General features: G+C 54.1%; 24 protein-coding genes. 16 read left to right on the top strand and 8 right to left on the bottom strand.

The genetic code is table 11. The features are described from left to right. Positions 1 to 202: 202 nt before the first annotated feature. From HY282_03750 to HY282_03725, 6 genes are all read left to right on the top strand, one after another. A complete protein-coding gene (locus HY282_03750) occupies positions 203 to 745 on the top strand; it encodes an isoprenylcysteine carboxylmethyltransferase family protein (protein ID MBI3802856.1) in 543 nt (180 codons plus the stop codon). A gap of 18 nt (positions 746 to 763) precedes the next feature. Beyond that, on the top strand, positions 764 to 1,492 hold the full coding sequence (locus HY282_03745; protein ID MBI3802855.1) for a hypothetical protein: 729 nt from the start codon (positions 764 to 766) through the stop codon (positions 1,490 to 1,492). 13 nt (positions 1,493 to 1,505) lie between these two features. Next, the gene (gene purH / locus HY282_03740; GenBank protein MBI3802854.1) at positions 1,506 to 3,068 is read left to right on the top strand and encodes a bifunctional phosphoribosylaminoimidazolecarboxamide formyltransferase/IMP cyclohydrolase; all 1,563 of its coding nucleotides are present in this window, start codon (positions 1,506 to 1,508) and stop codon (positions 3,066 to 3,068) included. A 31-nt stretch (positions 3,069 to 3,099) separates the two neighbouring features. Continuing rightward, the gene (purD, locus tag HY282_03735; GenBank protein MBI3802853.1) at positions 3,100 to 4,362 is read left to right on the top strand and encodes a phosphoribosylamine--glycine ligase; all 1,263 of its coding nucleotides are present in this window, start codon (positions 3,100 to 3,102) and stop codon (positions 4,360 to 4,362) included. Between the two features lie 29 nt (positions 4,363 to 4,391). Further along, complete coding sequence (locus HY282_03730) at positions 4,392 to 4,634, top strand: Uma2 family endonuclease (GenBank protein ID MBI3802852.1); 243 nt, start codon at positions 4,392 to 4,394, stop codon at positions 4,632 to 4,634. A gap of 104 nt (positions 4,635 to 4,738) precedes the next feature. Next, positions 4,739 to 4,993: a PLDc N-terminal domain-containing protein gene (locus HY282_03725; protein MBI3802851.1), complete on the top strand. Its 255-nt coding sequence runs from the start codon at positions 4,739 to 4,741 to the stop codon at positions 4,991 to 4,993. Between the two features lie 351 nt (positions 4,994 to 5,344). On the opposite strand, the gene HY282_03720 is transcribed toward HY282_03725, so the two are convergent. Then, positions 5,345 to 5,989 (bottom strand): NAAT family transporter, encoded by a 645-nt coding sequence (locus HY282_03720; protein ID MBI3802850.1) that lies wholly within the window; start codon positions 5,987 to 5,989, stop codon positions 5,345 to 5,347. A 343-nt stretch (positions 5,990 to 6,332) separates the two neighbouring features. Between HY282_03720 and HY282_03715 the strand changes: the two genes are divergently transcribed. After that, complete coding sequence (locus HY282_03715) at positions 6,333 to 6,503, top strand: hypothetical protein (GenBank protein MBI3802849.1); 171 nt, start codon at positions 6,333 to 6,335, stop codon at positions 6,501 to 6,503. 330 nt (positions 6,504 to 6,833) lie between these two features. Next, positions 6,834 to 7,469, top strand: a complete 636-nt coding sequence (locus HY282_03710; protein MBI3802848.1) for a hypothetical protein — start codon at positions 6,834 to 6,836, stop codon at positions 7,467 to 7,469. A gap of 613 nt (positions 7,470 to 8,082) precedes the next feature. On the opposite strand, the gene HY282_03705 is transcribed toward HY282_03710, so the two are convergent. Further along, positions 8,083 to 8,373: a hypothetical protein gene (locus tag HY282_03705; GenBank protein MBI3802847.1), complete on the bottom strand. Its 291-nt coding sequence runs from the start codon at positions 8,371 to 8,373 to the stop codon at positions 8,083 to 8,085. 29 nt (positions 8,374 to 8,402) lie between these two features. Then, positions 8,403 to 8,822, bottom strand: coding sequence for a CBS domain-containing protein (locus tag HY282_03700; GenBank protein MBI3802846.1), 420 nt, complete (start codon positions 8,820 to 8,822; stop codon positions 8,403 to 8,405). Between the two features lie 447 nt (positions 8,823 to 9,269). Here HY282_03700 and purE point away from each other — a divergent pair, with 447 nt between their 5' ends. The 5 genes from purE (at position 9,270) to HY282_03675 (ending at position 13,893) form a co-directional block, all read left to right on the top strand. Beyond that, entirely contained in the window at positions 9,270 to 9,782 is a 513-nt protein-coding gene (purE, locus tag HY282_03695; protein ID MBI3802845.1) for a 5-(carboxyamino)imidazole ribonucleotide mutase, read from the top strand. After that, complete coding sequence (locus tag HY282_03690) at positions 9,760 to 10,389, top strand: threonylcarbamoyl-AMP synthase (protein MBI3802844.1); 630 nt, start codon at positions 9,760 to 9,762, stop codon at positions 10,387 to 10,389. The genes purE and HY282_03690 overlap by 23 nt, the downstream gene beginning before the upstream one ends. 18 nt (positions 10,390 to 10,407) lie before the next feature. After that, positions 10,408 to 11,895, top strand: coding sequence for a HAMP domain-containing protein (locus tag HY282_03685; GenBank protein MBI3802843.1), 1,488 nt, complete (start codon positions 10,408 to 10,410; stop codon positions 11,893 to 11,895). After that, positions 11,892 to 13,304 (top strand): sigma-54-dependent Fis family transcriptional regulator, encoded by a 1,413-nt coding sequence (locus tag HY282_03680; GenBank protein ID MBI3802842.1) that lies wholly within the window; start codon positions 11,892 to 11,894, stop codon positions 13,302 to 13,304. The genes HY282_03685 and HY282_03680 overlap by 4 nt, the downstream gene beginning before the upstream one ends. Positions 13,305 to 13,467: 163 nt before the next feature. Then, positions 13,468 to 13,893: a hypothetical protein gene (locus tag HY282_03675; protein MBI3802841.1), complete on the top strand. Its 426-nt coding sequence runs from the start codon at positions 13,468 to 13,470 to the stop codon at positions 13,891 to 13,893. A 90-nt stretch (positions 13,894 to 13,983) separates the two neighbouring features. Here HY282_03675 and HY282_03670 read toward each other — a convergent pair whose 3' ends face one another. The 4 genes from HY282_03670 to rsmD are packed head-to-tail and all read right to left on the bottom strand — an operon-like array spanning position 13,984 to position 16,552. Then, a complete protein-coding gene (locus tag HY282_03670) occupies positions 13,984 to 14,301 on the bottom strand; it encodes a hypothetical protein (protein MBI3802840.1) in 318 nt (105 codons plus the stop codon). Between the two features lie 16 nt (positions 14,302 to 14,317). Further along, complete coding sequence (locus tag HY282_03665) at positions 14,318 to 15,514, bottom strand: pyridoxal phosphate-dependent aminotransferase (protein ID MBI3802839.1); 1,197 nt, start codon at positions 15,512 to 15,514, stop codon at positions 14,318 to 14,320. After that, positions 15,511 to 16,017, bottom strand: a complete 507-nt coding sequence (gene coaD, locus HY282_03660; protein ID MBI3802838.1) for a pantetheine-phosphate adenylyltransferase — start codon at positions 16,015 to 16,017, stop codon at positions 15,511 to 15,513. The genes HY282_03665 and coaD overlap by 4 nt, the downstream gene beginning before the upstream one ends. After that, positions 16,004 to 16,552, bottom strand: a complete 549-nt coding sequence (gene rsmD / locus HY282_03655) for a 16S rRNA (guanine(966)-N(2))-methyltransferase RsmD (GenBank protein ID MBI3802837.1) — start codon at positions 16,550 to 16,552, stop codon at positions 16,004 to 16,006. Before rsmD ends, coaD begins: the two co-directional genes overlap by 14 nt. A gap of 104 nt (positions 16,553 to 16,656) precedes the next feature. On the opposite strand from rsmD, the gene HY282_03650 reads away from it, so the two are divergent. After that, complete coding sequence (locus HY282_03650; GenBank protein ID MBI3802836.1) at positions 16,657 to 17,241, top strand: hypothetical protein; 585 nt, start codon at positions 16,657 to 16,659, stop codon at positions 17,239 to 17,241. Between the two features lie 32 nt (positions 17,242 to 17,273). Here HY282_03650 and HY282_03645 read toward each other — a convergent pair whose 3' ends face one another. Continuing rightward, positions 17,274 to 17,459 carry a hypothetical protein gene (locus tag HY282_03645; GenBank protein ID MBI3802835.1) on the bottom strand — a complete coding sequence of 62 codons (186 nt, stop codon included), beginning with the start codon at positions 17,457 to 17,459 and terminating at the stop codon, positions 17,274 to 17,276. 197 nt (positions 17,460 to 17,656) lie between these two features. Here HY282_03645 and radC point away from each other — a divergent pair, with 197 nt between their 5' ends. Further along, a complete protein-coding gene (gene radC / locus HY282_03640) occupies positions 17,657 to 18,376 on the top strand; it encodes a DNA repair protein RadC (GenBank protein MBI3802834.1) in 720 nt (239 codons plus the stop codon). A 32-nt stretch (positions 18,377 to 18,408) separates the two neighbouring features. Continuing rightward, complete coding sequence (locus HY282_03635; GenBank protein ID MBI3802833.1) at positions 18,409 to 18,606, top strand: hypothetical protein; 198 nt, start codon at positions 18,409 to 18,411, stop codon at positions 18,604 to 18,606. Positions 18,607 to 18,610 lie beyond the last annotated feature (4 nt).

Here is an 18,610-nt window from a genome sequence, read left to right as displayed (position 1 = left end):
GGAAGATCGAAAGATCTTCCCCCTTTTTTTTACCGAATAAAGCGCTTGCCTCATTTCCTTCCTTTACCTTAAGACGGGTGGACCTTTCCTTAAATTGAGCCAGATTCTAGTTGATTATAGAGGTCTGGATTGGTCATACTTTGCTTGAATTTTTGGATTGATTTGATATACTCCCTCCATCTCAATTCCGGGAGAAGTTAGCTTGAAGAACCTGGCTCGAAAAATCACCCTGAAGACGATTCCGGTCTATCTTCTCCTGGCCGCCCTGGTTTATCTGGCCAGGCCGAAGCTGAGCTTTTTTGTCTTCGGATTGCCGCTGATTCTTGCGGGAGAGGCGCTCCGTCTTTGGGCGGCGGGGCATCTCAGCAAGAACCGGGAGGTGACCACGACCGGTCCATACGCCTACGTGAAAAATCCGCTCTACCTCGGCACCTTTTTGATTATGGTCGGTTTCTGTTTGCTTGCCAGCCAGTGGATTATCCTGGGGGTCGGTCTTATCGGGTTTTTCTCTTATTATGCGCCCTTCAAAAAGAAGGCGGAGTCGGACCGGCTCCGGAAGATCTTCGGATCGAGCTGGGATGAATACGATCGGAGCGTCCCCGATTATATCCCTCGATGGACCCCTTATGAGAAGCGGGGCCGGCATCCCTGGGAGTGGTCCCGGGTGGTCTCCAACAGCGAGCATCAAACCGCCCTGGTGACGGCGGTGGGGATCATCATCTTATCGATTCGATTCTTTGTTTAAAGGGGATTTCTCATCGAATTGCAGCGGGCCACATTCCATCAGCATGTGAAGGAGACCCTTCGCCAGGGGTATCCCTGGAAGCCCGATGTTTTTCTCTTGATGAAAGATGGAAAGCGGCTGATCGTGAAGGATTATGCCGCAAAGCCGTTCTTCTTTCGGATGTTCGTCGGGGCCCTCTCCAACCGCAGAGAGCGACTAATCTATCAGAAGCTCGGCGGATTGAAGGGCATTCCGCCGTATATCGGTGCGATCGACCGCTACGCCATCGCCGTTGGATATATTCCAGGAAGGAATGCCTCCGAGCTTCAGCCGGGAGAGCTGACCCCTCGGTTTTTTGAAAAGCTGCGCGCCTTGATCGATTCGGTTCATGATCGGGGGATCGTTCTCTGCGATTTGAGGAACATCAAGAATGTCGTCTTAGGGGATGACGGCGAGCCCTATCTAATTGACTTTGCGACCGCCTTTGGACGAGGGGGTCGGTTCAATTTTTTGAAAAACGGAATCTATCGTCTTTTTCATCAGGATGACCTGCTGGGAATTGCCAAATTAAAACACAACCGCGCGCCGCACCTGCTGACCGAAGAAGAACAGCAGGCCTTGGAGAAAGGGGTCTTCCTTCAGAAAGAGGCGATTTTTTTAAAGCAGAAGGGGCGCGCCCTCCTTCGCAAGCTGTTCGGGGGAGTGGCTCCTTCCAGCCGCAAACCGGGGGGAGCATCGACCGGAAAAGATAAAAATTTATTGATCTAACGAGGTCTGGGTGATGGGAAAAATAAAAAGAGCAATCCTGAGTGTCTACGATAAAGAAGGAATCGTCGAGTTTGCCCAAGGGCTGCAGGCGATGGGGGTGGAACTTCTCTCGACCGGGGGAACGTTCAAGCTTCTCAAGGAAAAAGGCGTCGCCGTGAAGGAGGTCTCGGAGCATACCGGATTTCCGGAGATGCTCGACGGCCGGGTGAAGACGCTTCACCCGAAGATCCACGGCGGGATTTTGGGGCGGCGCGACGATCCCCAACACCAAGCTCAAATGAAGGCGCAGGGGATTGAGCCGATCGATCTCGTCGCGGTGAACCTCTACCCCTTCAAGGCGACGATCTCCAAGCCGAACGTCACGCTGGAAGAGGCGATCGAGAACATCGACATCGGCGGGCCGACGATGCTCCGCTCCGCCGCCAAGAACTACCACGATGTCGCCGTAATCATCGACCCCAAGGACTATGCCGCGGTCCTCAATGAAATGAAGCGCTCCGGCGGTGCCCTCTCGGAAGAGAAGCGGTACGATCTCGCCAAGAAGGTCTTCTTCACCACCTCCGATTACGACCGAACGATCTTCTCCTATCTGGAAGGAAGGGTGAAGAAGGGGGAGGCCTTCCCGGACCACCTCGTCCTCCAATTCGAAAAGGTTCAATCGCTCCGTTACGGCGAGAACCCGCATCAGCAGGCGGCCTTTTACCGAGAGCTCCAACGGACCGAAGGGGGTGTTGCCGCCGCGAAACAGATCTGGGGGAAGGAGATGTCATACAACAACTTCCTCGACACCCACTCCGCCTTCGAGCTGGTCAAAGAGTTCAAAGAGCCGGCCGCCGTCATCATCAAGCATAATAATCCTTGCGGTGTTGCGACCGGCGCATCGCTCGTCGAAGCATACAAGAAGGCGAAGGCGACCGACCCGGTCTCGGCCTTCGGCGGGGTGGCCGCCTTCAATCGGCCGCTCGATGCCGAGACGGCGCAGGAGATCACCTCCACCTTTATGGAAGTGATCATCGCCCCGACGATCGCACCTGAGGCGCTCCCGATTCTACAAAAGAAGAAAGACCTGCGTGTCTTGGAGGCGGGAAGTGGCTCGATTGCATCTTCGAACGCCGGCCGGCTCGATTTCCGCCGGATCGGCGGGGGATTGCTGGTCCAAGAGATCGACAGCGCGATGATCGACGATCCGAAGGCGTTGAAGGTCGTCAGCCGCCGACCGCCGACCCCGGAAGAGCTCTCGGCGATGCTCTTCGCCTGGCGGGTCTGCAAACATGTGAAGTCCAACGCGATCATCTTCGCAAAACCGGGACAGACGGTCGGCATCGGCGCCGGTCAGATGAGCCGGGTCGACTCGGTAAAGCTCGCGACGATGAAGGCGCAGATGCCGACCGCCGGCTGCGTGATGGCCTCCGATGCCTTCTTCCCCTTCCGCGACGGGGTCGATGCCGCAGCCCAGGCCGGGATTACCGCGGTGATTCAGCCGGGGGGGTCGATCCGGGATCAGGAGATCGTCCAGGCGGCCGACGAGCACGACATAGCGATGGTCTTGACCGGCTTCAGACACTTCCGACATTAATCGCTCTCATCCATTTTAGGACGAACGCAAAATGAATGTTCTTGTGATCGGAGGCGGAGGGCGGGAGCATGCGCTCGTTTGGAAGATCGCACAGAGCCCGCGCGTTCGCAAGCTCTATTGCGCGCCGGGAAATCCGGGGATCGCGGCGCAGGCCGAGATCGTCCCGGTCGCCGTCGACGAGGTCGAAAAGCTCCTCGCTTTTGCCAAGGAGAAACCGATCGATCTCACCGTCGTCGGGCCGGAGCTGCCGCTGTCGCATGGCATCGTCGATCGGTTCGAGGCGCACGGGCTTCGGATCTTCGGGCCGCACCGCGCCGCCGCCGAAATCGAGACAAGCAAGGTCTTCTCCAAAAAATTAATGCAAAAATATCAGATCCCAACCGCCGCGGCGGAGGTGGTCACTCTGGATGAAGCCTACGCTCGGATCACTTCGATTCCGATGCCGGTTGTTTTAAAGGTCGAGGGGCTGGCCGCCGGTAAGGGGGTGGTGATCGCCCGCGACTTGAAAGAGGCGAAAGAAGGGCTCGACGGCTTCCGGTCGATGGGAGAGGCGGCCAATCGAATTATTCTGGAGCGGTATCTCAAAGGGATCGAGGCGACCTTCTTCGTGATCACCGACGGCATCCGCGCCCTGCCGCTCGCCTCCGCGCAAGATCACAAGCGAATCTATGATGGCGACCAGGGACCGAACACCGGCGGGATGGGGGCGATCTCGCCGACGCCGAGAATCACTCCCGAGATTGAAGCGCAAGTGATGGAGCGGATCATTTATCCGACGCTGCGCGGCTTGGCGGCGGAGGGAACGCCCTATCGCGGGGTTCTCTATGCCGGGCTGATGCTTACGTCGCTCGGTCCTCATGTTTTAGAATTCAATGCCCGTTGGGGCGACCCGGAAACGCAAGCGGTTCTCCCTCGTTTGAAAACCGATTGGGTCGATGTGATGGAGGCGGCGCTCGATCATCGCCTCGACCAGATGAAGCTGGAATGGCGAGAAGAGGCAGCGGTCTGTATCGTCCTCGCCTCCGAAGGCTATCCCGGCCCCTACCAAAAAGGGGAAGTGATCTCCGGCCTTGACCGAATCGATCTATCCGATATCGTCGCCGATGTCGTCGTCTTCCACGCCGGAACCGCGCGGCGCGGGGAGGAGTGGATCACCCAAGGAGGGCGGGTGTTGGGTGTGACCGCGCTCGGCAAGACGGTTCCGGAGGCGCGCCGCCGCGCCTATCAGGCGGTCGATTGCATTTCCTTTCGGGGGATGCAATATCGGAAGGATATTGGGGCATCGGCGGAGTAGCCAGAAATGTCCAGGGCCCGCCCGACCTTGTGATTGAAATTGTCGCTGAATCGACTCGGAAGATCGACGAGGTGATTAAGCGGAAGCTTTATGAGCAATATAGCGTCTCAGAATATCGGGTCGTTGACCCGGAGCTGGAGACGGTGAAGGTTTATCGGATGACCGATCAAGGTTGTCTACGCACCGCCGAGCTCTCCCGAGAGACGAATGATGTCCTCTCCACCTCCCTCCTTCCCGAACTTCAAATTTCTCTCAGCCACATCTTCGAGTAATTTCCAGCAACACACCCGCCGTGCCGAGCCCTACTGACCGGGTATGCAAGCGCGAACTTTAAATCGAGCCTTTCGATTTACCCCCTTTATTAAATATTTAGAATATTGTCGTATTAGTAAGCTTACTGGTCTCACTTGGATGCAGTTTTTATCTATGGCGCGCAGCTAGAAATGTGTCAGAAAAATTATTCTGGACAATTATTATCTTTGTTCCAATTCTCGGTCCCGTTTTTTTCGCCGGCTTTTTTAATCCACCCCCCATGCAACCTCCCAAGCTGAGGGCAGGTGAAAATAGATATCCTTCATCAGGAGGTACGTCATCGGGTGGCTGCGGGGGTGGCCCGTCCTCTTGTTCTTGATTCATTCCTACTTCTGTCCATGGTCATTTAAAAACGTCTAGAAAACTTTGTAGAAGAAGGGTCAGGTCTTTGATCTTGGCATTTTTCACTGGAGGAGCATTAAATAAGCCTCATGGCCAGACCCTTGAGTATCGAATATGACGGAGCCCTCTACCACATCACCACCCGAGGGAACGACAAAAAAGCCATCCTTACAGAGTAAAGAAGACCGGGAGCTCTTTTTAGACGCATTCTATACAAGATCAACCGGCGATATTACTGGCTGTGCCAGGCCTATTGTCTAATAGAAATGTCAAAAGATAAGATCTGACCCCTTCTTGTGTGACCGACCTTCCACGCCGTTGAGGACTCTTATTTCGCGGGCAACGAGGCCCACAGCTCCGAGAACCCGTTCCACAAAATCTGAATGCCGATGCAGATGAGGATGAAGGCAAAGAGGCGGGAGAGCGCTTCAGAGCCGGTCTGCCCCAGCCGGTTTTCGATCCGGTCCGCATATCGGTAGCAGAGATAGATGGCGCCCGATACGAGACCGCTCGCCGCCAGGGCTCCCAGCATGACCGGAACTTTCTTCGGCAGAATGGCGCCCAACGCAATCGCCACCGAAATTGTCCCGGGTCCGGTGGTGACCGGCATCGTCAGCGGATAAAACGCCACACGGGCCCAATCGCCCGAACCGCCGCCGACGTCCAGGCCGGCGTCGCTGCCCGATCGGGTTTCATTCAGAAGACGCCAGCCGGAGGAGGCGAGCACGATACCGCCGGCCACCCGAAGCACCGGCAACGAGATATCAAAAAAATGGAGAATCACCGTTCCGACATAGTAGGCCACGTTCACGACCAAGAATGCGTATACCGCAATCCGTCCGGCGAGGAGGGTCCGCTCTGCCCGACTCGCCCGTCGGGTCATGGCAAGAAAAAGCAACGCCATGCCCGGGGGATTGACCACGGGAAAAAGGGCTGCAAACACGTGGCCGAAGCTCTGTAGAAAAACCGTCACCTGCCCTCCTCCATGCCTTCACGAACCCTGTCTTCTCGGCCGGAAGGGCCTACCCGATCTGGGTCAGGAACGGCCCCCTCCGGACAGACGACGACGTAAGCATTCGGCTTGGGGCAGCCCGTTATCTTCCTCTCCTTCGCCGGGGCTTTCTTTATGGAGTGGTTTGCCTCGGTGAAACTATCTTCCATTTTTGCTTAGTCCGTCTGATCTGGTCTGTAAGAGCCGTTGCATCGCGAGGGGAACGATTCTCTTAAAATTGATTTAAAATTTTTGAGCCGAAGGGACGGCGAGTGCTCTGACAGAGGGATTGCTCCAGCCGATCCGGGCCGAAGCGTGACAGGCCATGATTGCGGGCGGGCGAACCCTCGGCTACAACTTCAACGATCATTTTCAATTAAACGGTGTCATCAGCAGGAGCTCACGGAGCGACGATGTTTCGACCAAGACGGAAAACGACCTGAGCTACAACACCGCCGTCGCCGTTCTGTTCGAGATCAACCGCCCGTTCGGATGACGGGCCAATTACAATAAGGTATGGATCGATATCGACGAGGCGTCGCATCTCCCGGATTTCAACACCTGGAGGTTGGATGTCATTTCCTGGATGCTGTAAGAGTATCTCTTTCCACAAGTAGAACGATATGAACGTTTACGAATCTGCGTCGTGAGAGGCGTACCCATGCTGGTCGCGTTCTCTGCCCCTCGGGAGGGGGAAGAAGGAAACGCCTTCCATCCGAGGAATTCTTCGATCGGAGTGGGTTTGCCCTTGTTTTATCCGCTCGCCAACCGCGCCCTCACAGGCGGGGAGCGCGCCTGCGGTGCAGATCCAAAAAAGGAGAAAGAGATGAAGAAGAATAGGAACATTTGTACCGGTCTGGTCTCGTGGCTGCTCGCGGCATCGCTCCTGGCGACCTCGTGCGCATCGACAAAGCTGACGTCCGTCTGGAAGGATCCCGACTATGAAAATACGCCCCGAAAGATTCTGGTTCTGGGGATGCTCCAAAAGCCGGCGAACCGGCGGCTCATTGAAGACACTTTCGTTCAACAGTTGAAGGCGGGCGGGGTTGACGCCGTGGCGGGCTATACGATTTTGCCTGGTGAAGAACTGGCCGAAAAAGAGGTGATTGCCGCGCAGCTCAAAGAAGTGGGCGCCGACGTCCTTTTCTTGACGAGGGTGGTCGATAGGCGCACCGACCTGAATTATGTTCCTGCAGCGGGACACCACAGCCCGGGATACCCCGCATACTACAATTCCTGGGGCGGTTATTACAGCCGAGGCTACGACACGATCTACCAACCGGCTTACATGACGGAGGACGAATATGCCATTGCGGAAGCGAACCTCTACGACGTCGCCACGGACAAGCTCATCTGGTCCGCGGCCAGCGAGACCCTGATCCGGAGCGATCATCGGGACCTGATCGAGAACTATGTGTCCGTGATTATGAAATCTCTCCGGAAGCAGCAGGTGATTCGCTAAGCGTGCGCCCAGAATCTGATGGCGTAACGAAGCGTTTTGGGAGATGCCTGAGTATGCTTCAAGCGAGGGCAGAAGAACCTTTGCTCGTTCCCATTGAAGGAGCGCGACTTCAAAATCTCCGGAGTCAAAGAATTGCCTCCCTAAGGTACAGGCGATCTCAGCCTTCTCCTGGTACTGTGTCGTCAAGCTGGAGAGGACCGGTTGGAAAGAGAGGTTCAAATGCAGTTGTCAACAAGTGGGAGATTCGTGTTAATGAATGATTCTTTCCGTCCTGAACTCGACCCTCCTTTGGAAGAATATTTAATCCCACAGAGGTAAGATCGGTTCGAGTCCTATCTGGGGTCTTGGAGAATGATTTGTAACGCTCAGAATGCACATTGAGATTCTGTTGTAAAAACAAAAAGGAGAGGGGCCGTCGGAGACAATCCGACGGCCCCTCTCGAAGCCCTTTCGTTAACACGTGTCGAACTTTTTGCCTAGATACCCTTCTTCGGGAGGTACCTCATCCGGATCCGGTGGCTGCGGGGGTGGTTCGTCCTCTTGTTCTTGATGTGGTTCTATTCCTCTCCGACGTTTCTGATGATTATTCGTGACAACGAGTTTTTGGATAAGCTTATTTTTTCGTAATCAGCGGCTTCTTCTCCCCCTCCATTCCTATTACCTTAAACAAAGGATAAAGAAACGCCCGTTTGATTAATGGCCGGCTGTTGCTGAACAGCAGCGCATAAGCGCCCGTCAGAAAAGCAATCACAATCAGAAACAGCGCGCCAGCCAGAAGATAATCCCCGAGCACCCATTGATCAGGCTCAACTGGCCGACCGGCCGCCTGCGCAAGTCCGAGTATTCCGAAAAGTAGAAAGCTCGTGCTCAGGAAGAAAGTTTTCAAAAAACGCATCTGATACATTGCAATTCCTCCTCACTTAAAAATCCAAATCAAAAGCCGCTCGCCCGTTCATACCCGCTCTCTTCGTCTTCCTCAAAATCGAGGGGATGGAGAAAGTCCCGGACGGAGACCATCCCGATCACCTTTCCTCTTCGGGTTACCACCAGGTGGCGGATCTTCTTCCGCTCCATGATGTCGTTCGCATCGAGGACCGACCGGTCGGCGTCGATCGTGATCAGCGGCGAGGTCATCACTTTCTGAACTGCCATGGTGGCCGGATCGAGTCCCTTCGCCACCACCTTCCGGATGATATCGACTTCCGTAATAATTCCGATATAGGTTCCATCTTCTGCGACGAGAAGGCTTCCGATCCGGTTCGCCGCCATTGCTTCCGCCGCATTCCGGACGCTCTGCTCTGATTCGATGGAATGAATCTTTCCCGAGACTAACTTTTCTATCGTCGGTAACATAAGCAATACCTCTCCCTGGATTATCCTGTTTCGTTCAATACCTAACCTGGGAATCAGCAAGATCAATGCCAATGGGAGATAAGCCAATAGAGTGGAGGTGAGAGATCGGAGCGAAGGAAGATCTAATGATCCGAAACGGAGTGAGCAAAGAAGGGACGGTATTCTATGAAGGAGTAGTATAAAAATTTTACATCGTTAATGATAAATGATGGAGGATGAGCGGCTCTGCTTGAGGCGATCTCAATAAAAACATGTAGGAGCTGAGTCGGAAGGAGCTGCCGATTCCGACCGAGTTATCATCATATTACTCCTCCACTTTCGGCATTCAAAGCCAGGGGTTATCCAACCCGTCTCCGCTAATAATAAGGGCCTCCCTTAGCCGCCGGTTCCCTTGACACCCTTCTTAAAGCTATGTTAACTTGGCGTATTCATTTACGAGGGGATGCGATGACGGAAAAAGGTTCTGTTCTCATTTTGATGGGGAGCGATTCGGATTGGGAAGTCATGCAGGAGGCGGCCAAAATCTTGAAGGAATTCGAGGTGCCGTATGAGATGACCCTCTCTTCCGCCCACCGCTCTCCCGAGCGAACGAAAAGGCTGATCCACGAAGCCGAAACGCGCGGGGTCGATGTGATCATCGCCGGGGCGGGGGGCGCGGCCCATCTGGCCGGGGTGATCGCGGCAGAGACGATTCTTCCCGTGATCGGCGTTCCGATCAGCTCTTCCCCGTTGAATGGTCTGGACTCCCTACTCTCCACCGTCCAGATGCCGAGCGGCATTCCGGTTGCGACGGTGGCAATCGGCAAGGCCGGCGCCAAAAACGCCGGGATTCTGGCGACGCAGATTCTCGCGCGCCGCTCCTCCGATCTCGCCAAGCGCCTTCTCTCTTACAAGAAGTCCCTTGCTGAAGAAGTCGAAGCCAAGGGGAAACGGTTTCATGAGAAAGGTCATCCCGGTTGATCCGAACCATCCGGAGCGGCGGGTCCTTCAAGAAATTGCCGCGCTGATCCATAAGGGGGGGGTGGTTGCCATTCCGACAGACACCTTCTACGGACTTGCCGCCGACCCCTTCGACGCCGATGCCGTCCGCCGCCTCTTTACGATCAAGGGGAGGGCCTACTCCAAACCGATCCTCCTCCTCATCGCCGATCGGGCGATGCTCTCCCCTTTGATTGAAGAGATCCCTCCGATCGCGGAGAAACTCATCGACGCTTTTTGGCCCGGTCCCCTTACGCTCGTTTTTCAGGCGTCGAAGCGCTTATCCCCTTTATTAACCGGCGGGAGCGGAAAGATCGGCGTTCGTCTGCCAAGCGCACCCCTTCCGCTTCAACTGATCCAAACGGTCGGTATCCCGATTACCGCCACGAGCGCCAATCGCTCCGGCGACGCGTCGCCGGCGTCGGCGCAAGAGGTCGAGCAGACCCTCGGTGAATCAGTCGACGCGATTCTAGACGGCGGCCCCTGCACCCCCCTTCCATCGACCGTGTTGGACGTCACCGTCACCCCGCCGCGGATCGTGCGCGAAGGGCGTGTTTCCGCGGCGCAGCTCGCCGCCATAATCGAATAAGTTCGGATAAGGACAGAGATGCGTTATTTCTTAGACCGGGTCAATCTCACCACCAAGCTCGTTTTGATGATGATCCTCCTGACCCTCCTATCGCTGGCGGTCTCCTACATTTACAACGTCCGGAGCGAGAATGAGTTTATTCGAAAGGTGGAGGAGAATATCGGAGATCTTTCCACGGCGATCAAGATCAGCGTGGAGGAGTTGACCAGCACGGAGCGGAGCGACGAGGCGCGCCTGGCCGATTACGTCGGCCGCCTGAAGAACAAAGGGGTCAAGGAGATCTCGATTATCAGCAACGAGCAGGAGGTGATCGCCAGCTCCAACCCGAAGCGGGTCGGGTCGAAGATCATTACAAAGGTCGATCCGAAACATAAAGACCTCTTCATCACGGCGAAGGTCGGGGATGAGCAGGACAGCACCGGACCGCACCGGGAGTACAACCTGCTGGTGCCGATCGTCGTCGACGGCGAGCGGATGGGCTTCGTCCATGTCGACATGCGGCTCGAAGATTATGGTCAGTTTTTGAAAGACAACCACGAGCGCCGGCTGATCACCACCCTTTTCATCTTCATGGTCGGCATCGGTCTTTCGATTTTTCTCTCGATCAAATATACCCAGCCGATCGCGGAGGTGGTTCAGGCGGCCAAGAAGGTCGCTTCGGGAGACCTCTCCCAAACCCTTCCCGCGCAGCGCCGCGACGAGATCGGCGACTTGACGCGGAGTTTTAACGAGATGGTCGATAAGCTTCGCCGGCAGAGAGAGTTGGAGGAGCGGCTTCGGCATGCGGAGCAGCTCTCCGTCTTGGGCCAGATGGCCTCCAGCATTGCCCATGAAATCCGGAATCCGCTGAACCTCATCAACTTGAGCATCGATCATCTCAAATCGCAATTCCCGGATTGGAATACCCTCAAGCAAAAAGAGGCGGAGGAGATTATCTCGAACGTGAAGGTGGAAATCTACCGGCTCAATCACATGATCGAGAACTTTCTCAAATATGGGAAGCCGCTTCGATTGAGTTACGCCGAGGTCGACCTCGAAACCCTCCTTCAAGAGGTGCTCGGATTGGCCCAACATAAGGCCGGCGAGCAGAGAGTCGAAATCGTTGTCGGCGAGGTCGCCGTCCTTCCGAAGATCGACGGCGATCCAGAGCTCTTGAAAACATGTTTAATCAATGTCATCCTGAATGCGATCCAAGCGATGCCCCAGGGGGGGAAGCTGGAGATTCAAATCCACAGGGTGCCGTCCGAAGCGGGGGAGAAGGAGGAGCCGGCCGTCTCCGAACAGGTTGAATTGACCTTTCGCGACAATGGGGCGGGGATCAGTGAGGAGGACTTGAGGAAGATCTTCGAGCCTTATTTTACGACGAAGAAGTTGGGGATCGGACTCGGCTTGGCCATGACCCAGAGAATCGTGGAGGAGCATGGCGGCAGCATCCTGGTTCAAAGTCAACTTCAACAGGGGACCATCGTCACCATGAAACTGCCGGTCCGAAGGAGGTCTATTTGAGAAAGGGGCAGATCCTCGTTATCGATGACGAGAAGTCGCAACGGGATATTCTCAAGGTCATTCTCAAGTCGGAGGGATACGGCGTTCAGACCGCCGGGAGCACGACCGAGGCGCTGAAGTTATTTGAAGACGAGTCGTTCGATCTGGTCCTCAGCGATTTGAAAATGCCCGACAACGATGGCCTCTTCATCCTCGATCGTCTCTTCAAGATCAATGCCGGCGCCTGTGTGATCATCATGACGGCGCATGGGACGATCGACTCGGCCGTCGAGGCGATTAAGAAGGGGGCGTTTGATTATCTGACGAAGCCGCTCGACCGGGAGGAGCTCCTCATTTCGGTGGCGCGGGCTTTTGAAAAGATGAACCTGGTCACCCAAAACAAGCTCTTGAAAGAGCAGCTCTCCGAGCGGTTCGGCCTCTCGAACATCATCGGCAACCATATCAAGATGCAGGATATTTTTAAAACGATCTTGAAGATTGCCAACAGCACGGCGACGGTCTTGGTGTTGGGAGAGAGTGGCACCGGCAAAGAGCTGATCGCGCGGGCGATCCACTACAACAGCCTTCGAAAAGATCGGCCGTTTCTCGCCATCAACTGCGCCGCGATTCCCGACACCCTCATTGAGAGCGAGCTCTTCGGCTACGAGAAGGGGGCGTTCACCGGGGCGACCGGCCGGGGCATCGGGCTCTTCGAGGCGGCCGACGGCGGAACCTTGTTTCTCGATGAGGTCGGGGACCTCTCTCTGACGATGCAGGCGAAGATCCTCCGGACGATTCAGCAGCGCGAGGTCCGCCGCGTCGGCGGGAGAGAAGAGATCAAGATCGATGTCCGGGTGATCGCCGCCACGAACAAGAATCTGAAGATGGAGATTCAAGAGGGGAATTTCAGGGAAGATCTCTTTTACCGGCTCAATGTCATCTCGATTCGCCTTCCGTCGCTCGCCGAGCGCGCCACCGACATTCCCGCACTGACCCATCATTTTTTAGAGAAATACAACCAGCGCTCGGACAAGAAGATCCGGGGAATCGCCCGCCCGGCGCTTCGCCTTCTTCTCGATTACAGCTGGCCGGGGAATGTCCGGGAGCTCGAGTCGACCATCGAGCGGGCGGTTCTCCTCTGTGAGGGAGAGACGCTCGAGCCGGAAGATCTTCCGCAGGAGGTCCGGTTGAAAACCTTTGCGAACGATCGGATCCCTTTCGACATTCCGCCCCAAGGATTTTCTCTCGAAGATTTTGAAAAGGAATTGCTGATCAAGGCGATGGAGAAGAGCGGCGGGGTCATTGCAAAGGCGGCGAAGCTCCTCGGAATCAGCTATCGGACACTGCAGTATCGGCTTGAGAAGTTTAATCTCCGAAAAGAGGAAGAATCTGTTCCAAAAGGGATACCTCCCGCACCAAAAGGGAAATAAAACTCGCGGCGCTTTTGGAATCCTTCGCGATAATTTGCATAAGTATAATGAAATCATTCCCTTTGCTTTTGATCCACGGTTGGCATAGGGATTGCTCAAATTCAGGTTGTGAGCACGTTTAGATTAGATCCATTCATCATTTATTTGAGCAGGAGGTTTTAAAATGCGTAAATCAATCTCTTTCATTCTCTCGTTGTTGTGTGTCGGCGCTTTCACCGCCGCAACGGTGACGGCGGAAGAGGCCGCGGGCGGAAAGATGGCGACGGAAAAGCCGGCCGGCGAGATGAAGTCGGGTGACATGAAGGCGATGCCGGCCGCCAAAAAGGGGAAATTGACCAGCATCAAGGGAGAGGTCACTGAGGTGGATCCGGCAGGGAATAATCTAAAGATCAAAGACAAGGACAAAGAGGTCACGATGAATGTGACCGACAAGACGGTCATTACGGCCGGTAAGATTAAGAAATCGCTTGCCGATCTGAAGGCGGGGGACAAAGTCGTCGCCAAGGCGACGGAGGAAGATGGGAAAATGGTCGCGCGCTCCATCCGGATGGCATCGGCCGGCAAGGCGAGCACCACCGGAAAAAAATAAGCCGCATCGAAGCAGTCCGTTCATCTACAACGAAAAAGAGGATGGGTCTTTGTCGACCCCTCCTCTTTTTTATTCTTTAGAAAAAAACGATTATTCGGACGGGGAGGTTGGCTTCGGTTTGGGGGCCGCTTCCTTCGGGGCGCTTCCGCTGGTGCCGTTGGAGGTCGATTTTTCCTCTCCCTTTGCCTTTGCCGCCGGTGCGGCGTCGCCGTCCTTTTTCTCCCCTTTTCTGGCATAGTCGGTGACGTACCATCCGTTCCCCTTGAAGAGGAGACCGGAGGGGGAGGAGATCACTTTATGAACCGGTCCCCCACATTCGGTGCAGGCCGCCAAAGGGGGATCGGCGATCCGTTGCAGCATTTCAATCCGCTTTTTACACTTCTCACATTCGTACTCATAAATTGGCAAACCAGATACCTCCTTCTTACCGAGAGAGCTTCGACACTGCGCTCTTAATCTTTTTAAGGCCTTCGTTGATGACCTCTTTCGAAACCGCGTAGGAGAGTCGCAGGTATCCGTCGGCGCCAAAGGCTTCTCCAGGGATCGTCGAGACCCCTCCTTCTTCAAGCAGGAAGGAGGCCAGATCGCTCGAGCGATCGATCTGATATCCCTTATACCGGGTGCCAAGCAGTCCCTTGATATTCGGGAAGACATAAAAGCTTCCGGCGGGACGGGGACAGCGGACGCCGGAGATCGCATTGAGCTGATCGACCATCAACAGTCGCCTTTGATTGAACTCTTCGACCATCGTGTTAATAAAAGTCACCCCTCCCGTCAGCGCCGCCACCGCCGCCTTTTGAGAGATAGAGGTTGGGTTGGAGGTGCTCTGGCTCTGAACGGTTCCCATGGCGTCGATGATCTCCTTGGGACCGGCCGCGTATCCGATCCGCCATCCGGTCATCGCATAGGCTTTCGAGATGCCATTGACGACAACGGTTTTTTTCTTCAACTCCGGCCCCAACGAGGCGATGCTGGTGTGTGCTGCGCCGTCATAGAGAAATTTCTCGTAAATCTCGTCCGAGACAATCCAAACAGATGCACCGGTCAGAACTTCGGCCAACCCCTCGAGCTGTTTTGCGGCATAGGCCGATCCGGTTGGATTGGACGGATAATTCAGAATGACCGCCTTGGTTCTCGGCGTGATCGCCCGCTTGAGCTGCTCCGGGGTCATCAAGAATTGATCTGCCTCCCGCGTCTGAACGATGACCGGGGTTGCATCGTTCAGCAAAACCTGATCGGGGTAGGAGACCCAATACGGGGCGGGGATAATGACCTCATCTCCCTGCTCAAAGAGCACCTGCGCAATATTGTAAAGTGTATGTTTTGCCCCACAAGAGATAATAATTTCTTTTTTCTCATAGTCAAGGCGGTTCTCCGACTTTAACTTTTTAGAGACCGCCTCCTTGAGCTCCTCGATTCCGGAGGGAGGGGTGTATTTGGTGAAACCATCTCGGATGGCGCGGATCGCCGCTTCCGCGGCGACCTCGGGGGTATTGAAGTCGGGCTCTCCGAGTCCAAAGTCGGTGATCGGAATCCCTTTGGCCAACATTGCCTTTGCTTTGGCCGCCATCGCCATCGTAGGGGAGGGTTTGATCTGATCAATGCGTCGGGCAAACTTCATTTTTTTCCTGTTGGAAACTTCTCCAAGAGTTTTTGAGAGACCCCTTTGGGGACGAAGTCGGAGACATCGCCTCCATAACTTGCGACCTCTTTGATTAACGTCGATGTGATATAAGAGTGTTCCTCGCTCGGCATGAGGAAGACCGTCTCAATGTTCGGGTCGAGCTTTCGGTTCATCATCGCCATCTGAAATTCAAATTCAAAATCGGAGATCGCCCGGACCCCCCTTACAATCGCGGTGGCCCCTTTTTCGCGCAGGTAATGGGTGAGGAGGCCCTGAAACGGCTCGATGGCGAGGTCGGACAACCCTTCGGTTGCCGTTCGGATCATCCTGAGACGTTCTTCAAGGGTAAAAAGGGGCGCTTTCTTCGGATTGGGAGCCACCGCAACCAGCACGCTCGGGAAGATCCGTGAGACCCGTCGGATGATATCGATGTGCCCATTTGTGATTGGATCGAATGTCCCGGGATAGACGGCGAGTTTAAGTTTTTCAGCTTTTGCCATAAAAAGAGAGGATCGTTTCACCGTACTTGTACTTCTTCAGAAAGTGCAGCCGACCGAATGCTTCGGAGAAGACCTTCTTATGGAAGTGTTGGACAATGACCCATCCGTTGTCGGCTATCATATCACCCTCTCCCAGCAATGGCAACGTTTTTTCAATCTCTTCGCCCTCATAAGGGGGATCGACAAAAACAAAATCGAAGGGGCGCGCGGCCTCTTTTTTCCGTAGAAATTGAACGGCCTCCATACATAAGATTCTGAAATGATCATCAAAGGAGGCGATGGAAAGATTCTTCTTGAGATATTGGATGTGCCGCTTGCTCTTCTCGATGAACGTCACCTCGCCGGCGCCCCGGCTCAGCGCCTCGATGCCGACCGACCCGATGCCTGCATAAAGATCGAGAAAGGAGGCTTCCTGGATTCGGTCGGATAAAATGTTAAAGAGCGCCTGTTTCACCTTGTTGGAGGTCGGGCGCACATCCAAGCCGGGTGGCGCGTAGAGCTTTCTTCCCTTTAAAGCACCGGAGACGATTCGCATCGGTTATCTATGGTTGAAATTTGTAAGAAAGCGCGTAGAATAATAAATTGCTTCTTTTGACTTTCATTTTAAGTTTAACTATAATACCACGCTCGGAGGACCTTATGAAGTCCCTGATCTTTCTTTTATTTACCCTCGTTGTCGCATGTACTTCCTTATCCCCCTCCTTGTCGCCTCTGGATCATTCGAACGCACCTGATGGCTCGGAAACGATCCAGGTTGTGGTGAAGCCGGTCGTGACCAGCGGGATTCGATCGGAAGACGAACAAAAATGGGGGGTCGATCTCTCTTCTTACTTTACCGCCTTTGAAGTTCGGATTATTAATCGAACCAATACGGAGATCACATTCGATCCCGGATCGGCCCGTCTCGCCAGCGTAGACCAAAAGAGTTTCTCCCTGAATGAAAAAGAGGCAATTCAATATTATATGAATAGCAGCGGAGAGCCGGTCGTCACCCTGATTCCAAAATCGAGCGCCATTATCGAAGATGAAACAAAGAAGATCCGGGCGGCGAGGGTCAGAGGGGGCGAGATTGAATCGGGAGGCAAAAAAGAAGGGCTCATCTTCTTTAAGAAGGTGAGCCCTAAAAAATGTAAAGAGGTGACACTCGAGCTGGATGTGGCCGTCCGAGAAAGTGGCGAGAAAAAAAGCTTCTCGTTTCCATTCTCCTGTGACGGGACAAGCTAATTCTGAAAGAAGGCGTTCACTGGAGTGATTCCCTAGATCTCTTCGCCGTCCGCTGCCGTCGCCACCGGTTCCAAGAAAGGGGCGCTCTTTTTCTGATTATCAATGATCGTTTTATCCATCAAAGCGCCGCAGTTAATACACTTCCAAGCGTGGAAAACGATGAAGAAGTCAGAGAGTCGCTCTAAATACATTAAACCGTCACATTTGGGACACTTCATTGGCCGCTCCTGAATTAGGGGTGTAATTATTCTAGATTAGCAATTGACATGCCACTGAAGTTAAAATGTTCTATGCTACTGAAATAACTATTAAATAAAATAAAACATCGATTGGAAATAGTCTTATTTTTTCTAGATTGTGACAAAATTTGTCACCTCGTTGGGTAAGAATCTACCGAAAAATTCTAGAGGTCTGGATGGTCAAAATCAAAGATTGGCCGACGGGCGAGAGACCCCGGGAGCGACTCATCAAAGAGGGTCCCCATGTCCTCTCCGACGCGCAGCTCCTGGCGATTCTTCTCCGGACAGGCTCCGACCGGACCAATGTGGTCCAGCTGGCGATAGAGCTTCTCGATCAATTCCGGGAATTGCAGAACTTTGCTAATTTAAGTATAAAGGAGCTTTGTTCGATCCGAGGCATCGGTCCTGCCAAGGCGGCACAGTTGAAAGCGGCATTTGAACTCGGCAGAAGGGCCCTCGCACCGCCGGCCGCCCAAAAAATAAAAATCAACTCCAGTCAAGATATCTTCCGCCATTTTTCAGGATTTTTTCAGAATGTAAAAAAAGAAATATTCAAAATTGTTCTGCTCGATCAAAAGAACAAAGTCATCCGAGATGTGGTGGTTTCCGAGGGGAGCTTGACGCTGACCGTCGTTCATCCGAGAGAGGTATTTAACCCCGCCGTCCGTGACTCCGCGGCGTCGGTGATCTTTTTACACAATCATCCAAGTGGTGATCCGGCTCCGAGTCAGGAGGACAAGGAGCTAACGAAGCGTCTGGTTTCGGCCGGTGATCTGATGGGAATTCATGTATTAGACCATGTGATCATCGGAGATTCACGTTACTTCAGCTTTTCGGACGCGGGATATATCCGCACTCCCCCTTCGAGGGTTGCCGTTTTACAAAAAGAGCACTAAAATAAATTATTTAAATTGACGCAAGGGGGTCTATGAATCCACTGCTCATCTTATGGCTGCTGGTTCTCTCAATTACACTCATCCTATCGGTTATTTTTTATATGGCCGAGAACTACTCGCACATTATCGGTAACTTCTATTTCTTGATCGGGGCATTTTTCGGCTCCTACTTTCTTTACATGTTCGTCAATTGGCTCATTAAGAAAAAGCGGAAGAAGCCGACCACCTAGCATT

The sequence above is a fragment of the Candidatus Manganitrophaceae bacterium genome (assembly GCA_016200325.1).
Taxonomy (GTDB): domain Bacteria; phylum Nitrospirota; class Nitrospiria; order SBBL01; family Manganitrophaceae; genus Manganitrophus.
This window is presented reverse-complemented; position numbering and strand designations above follow the sequence as displayed.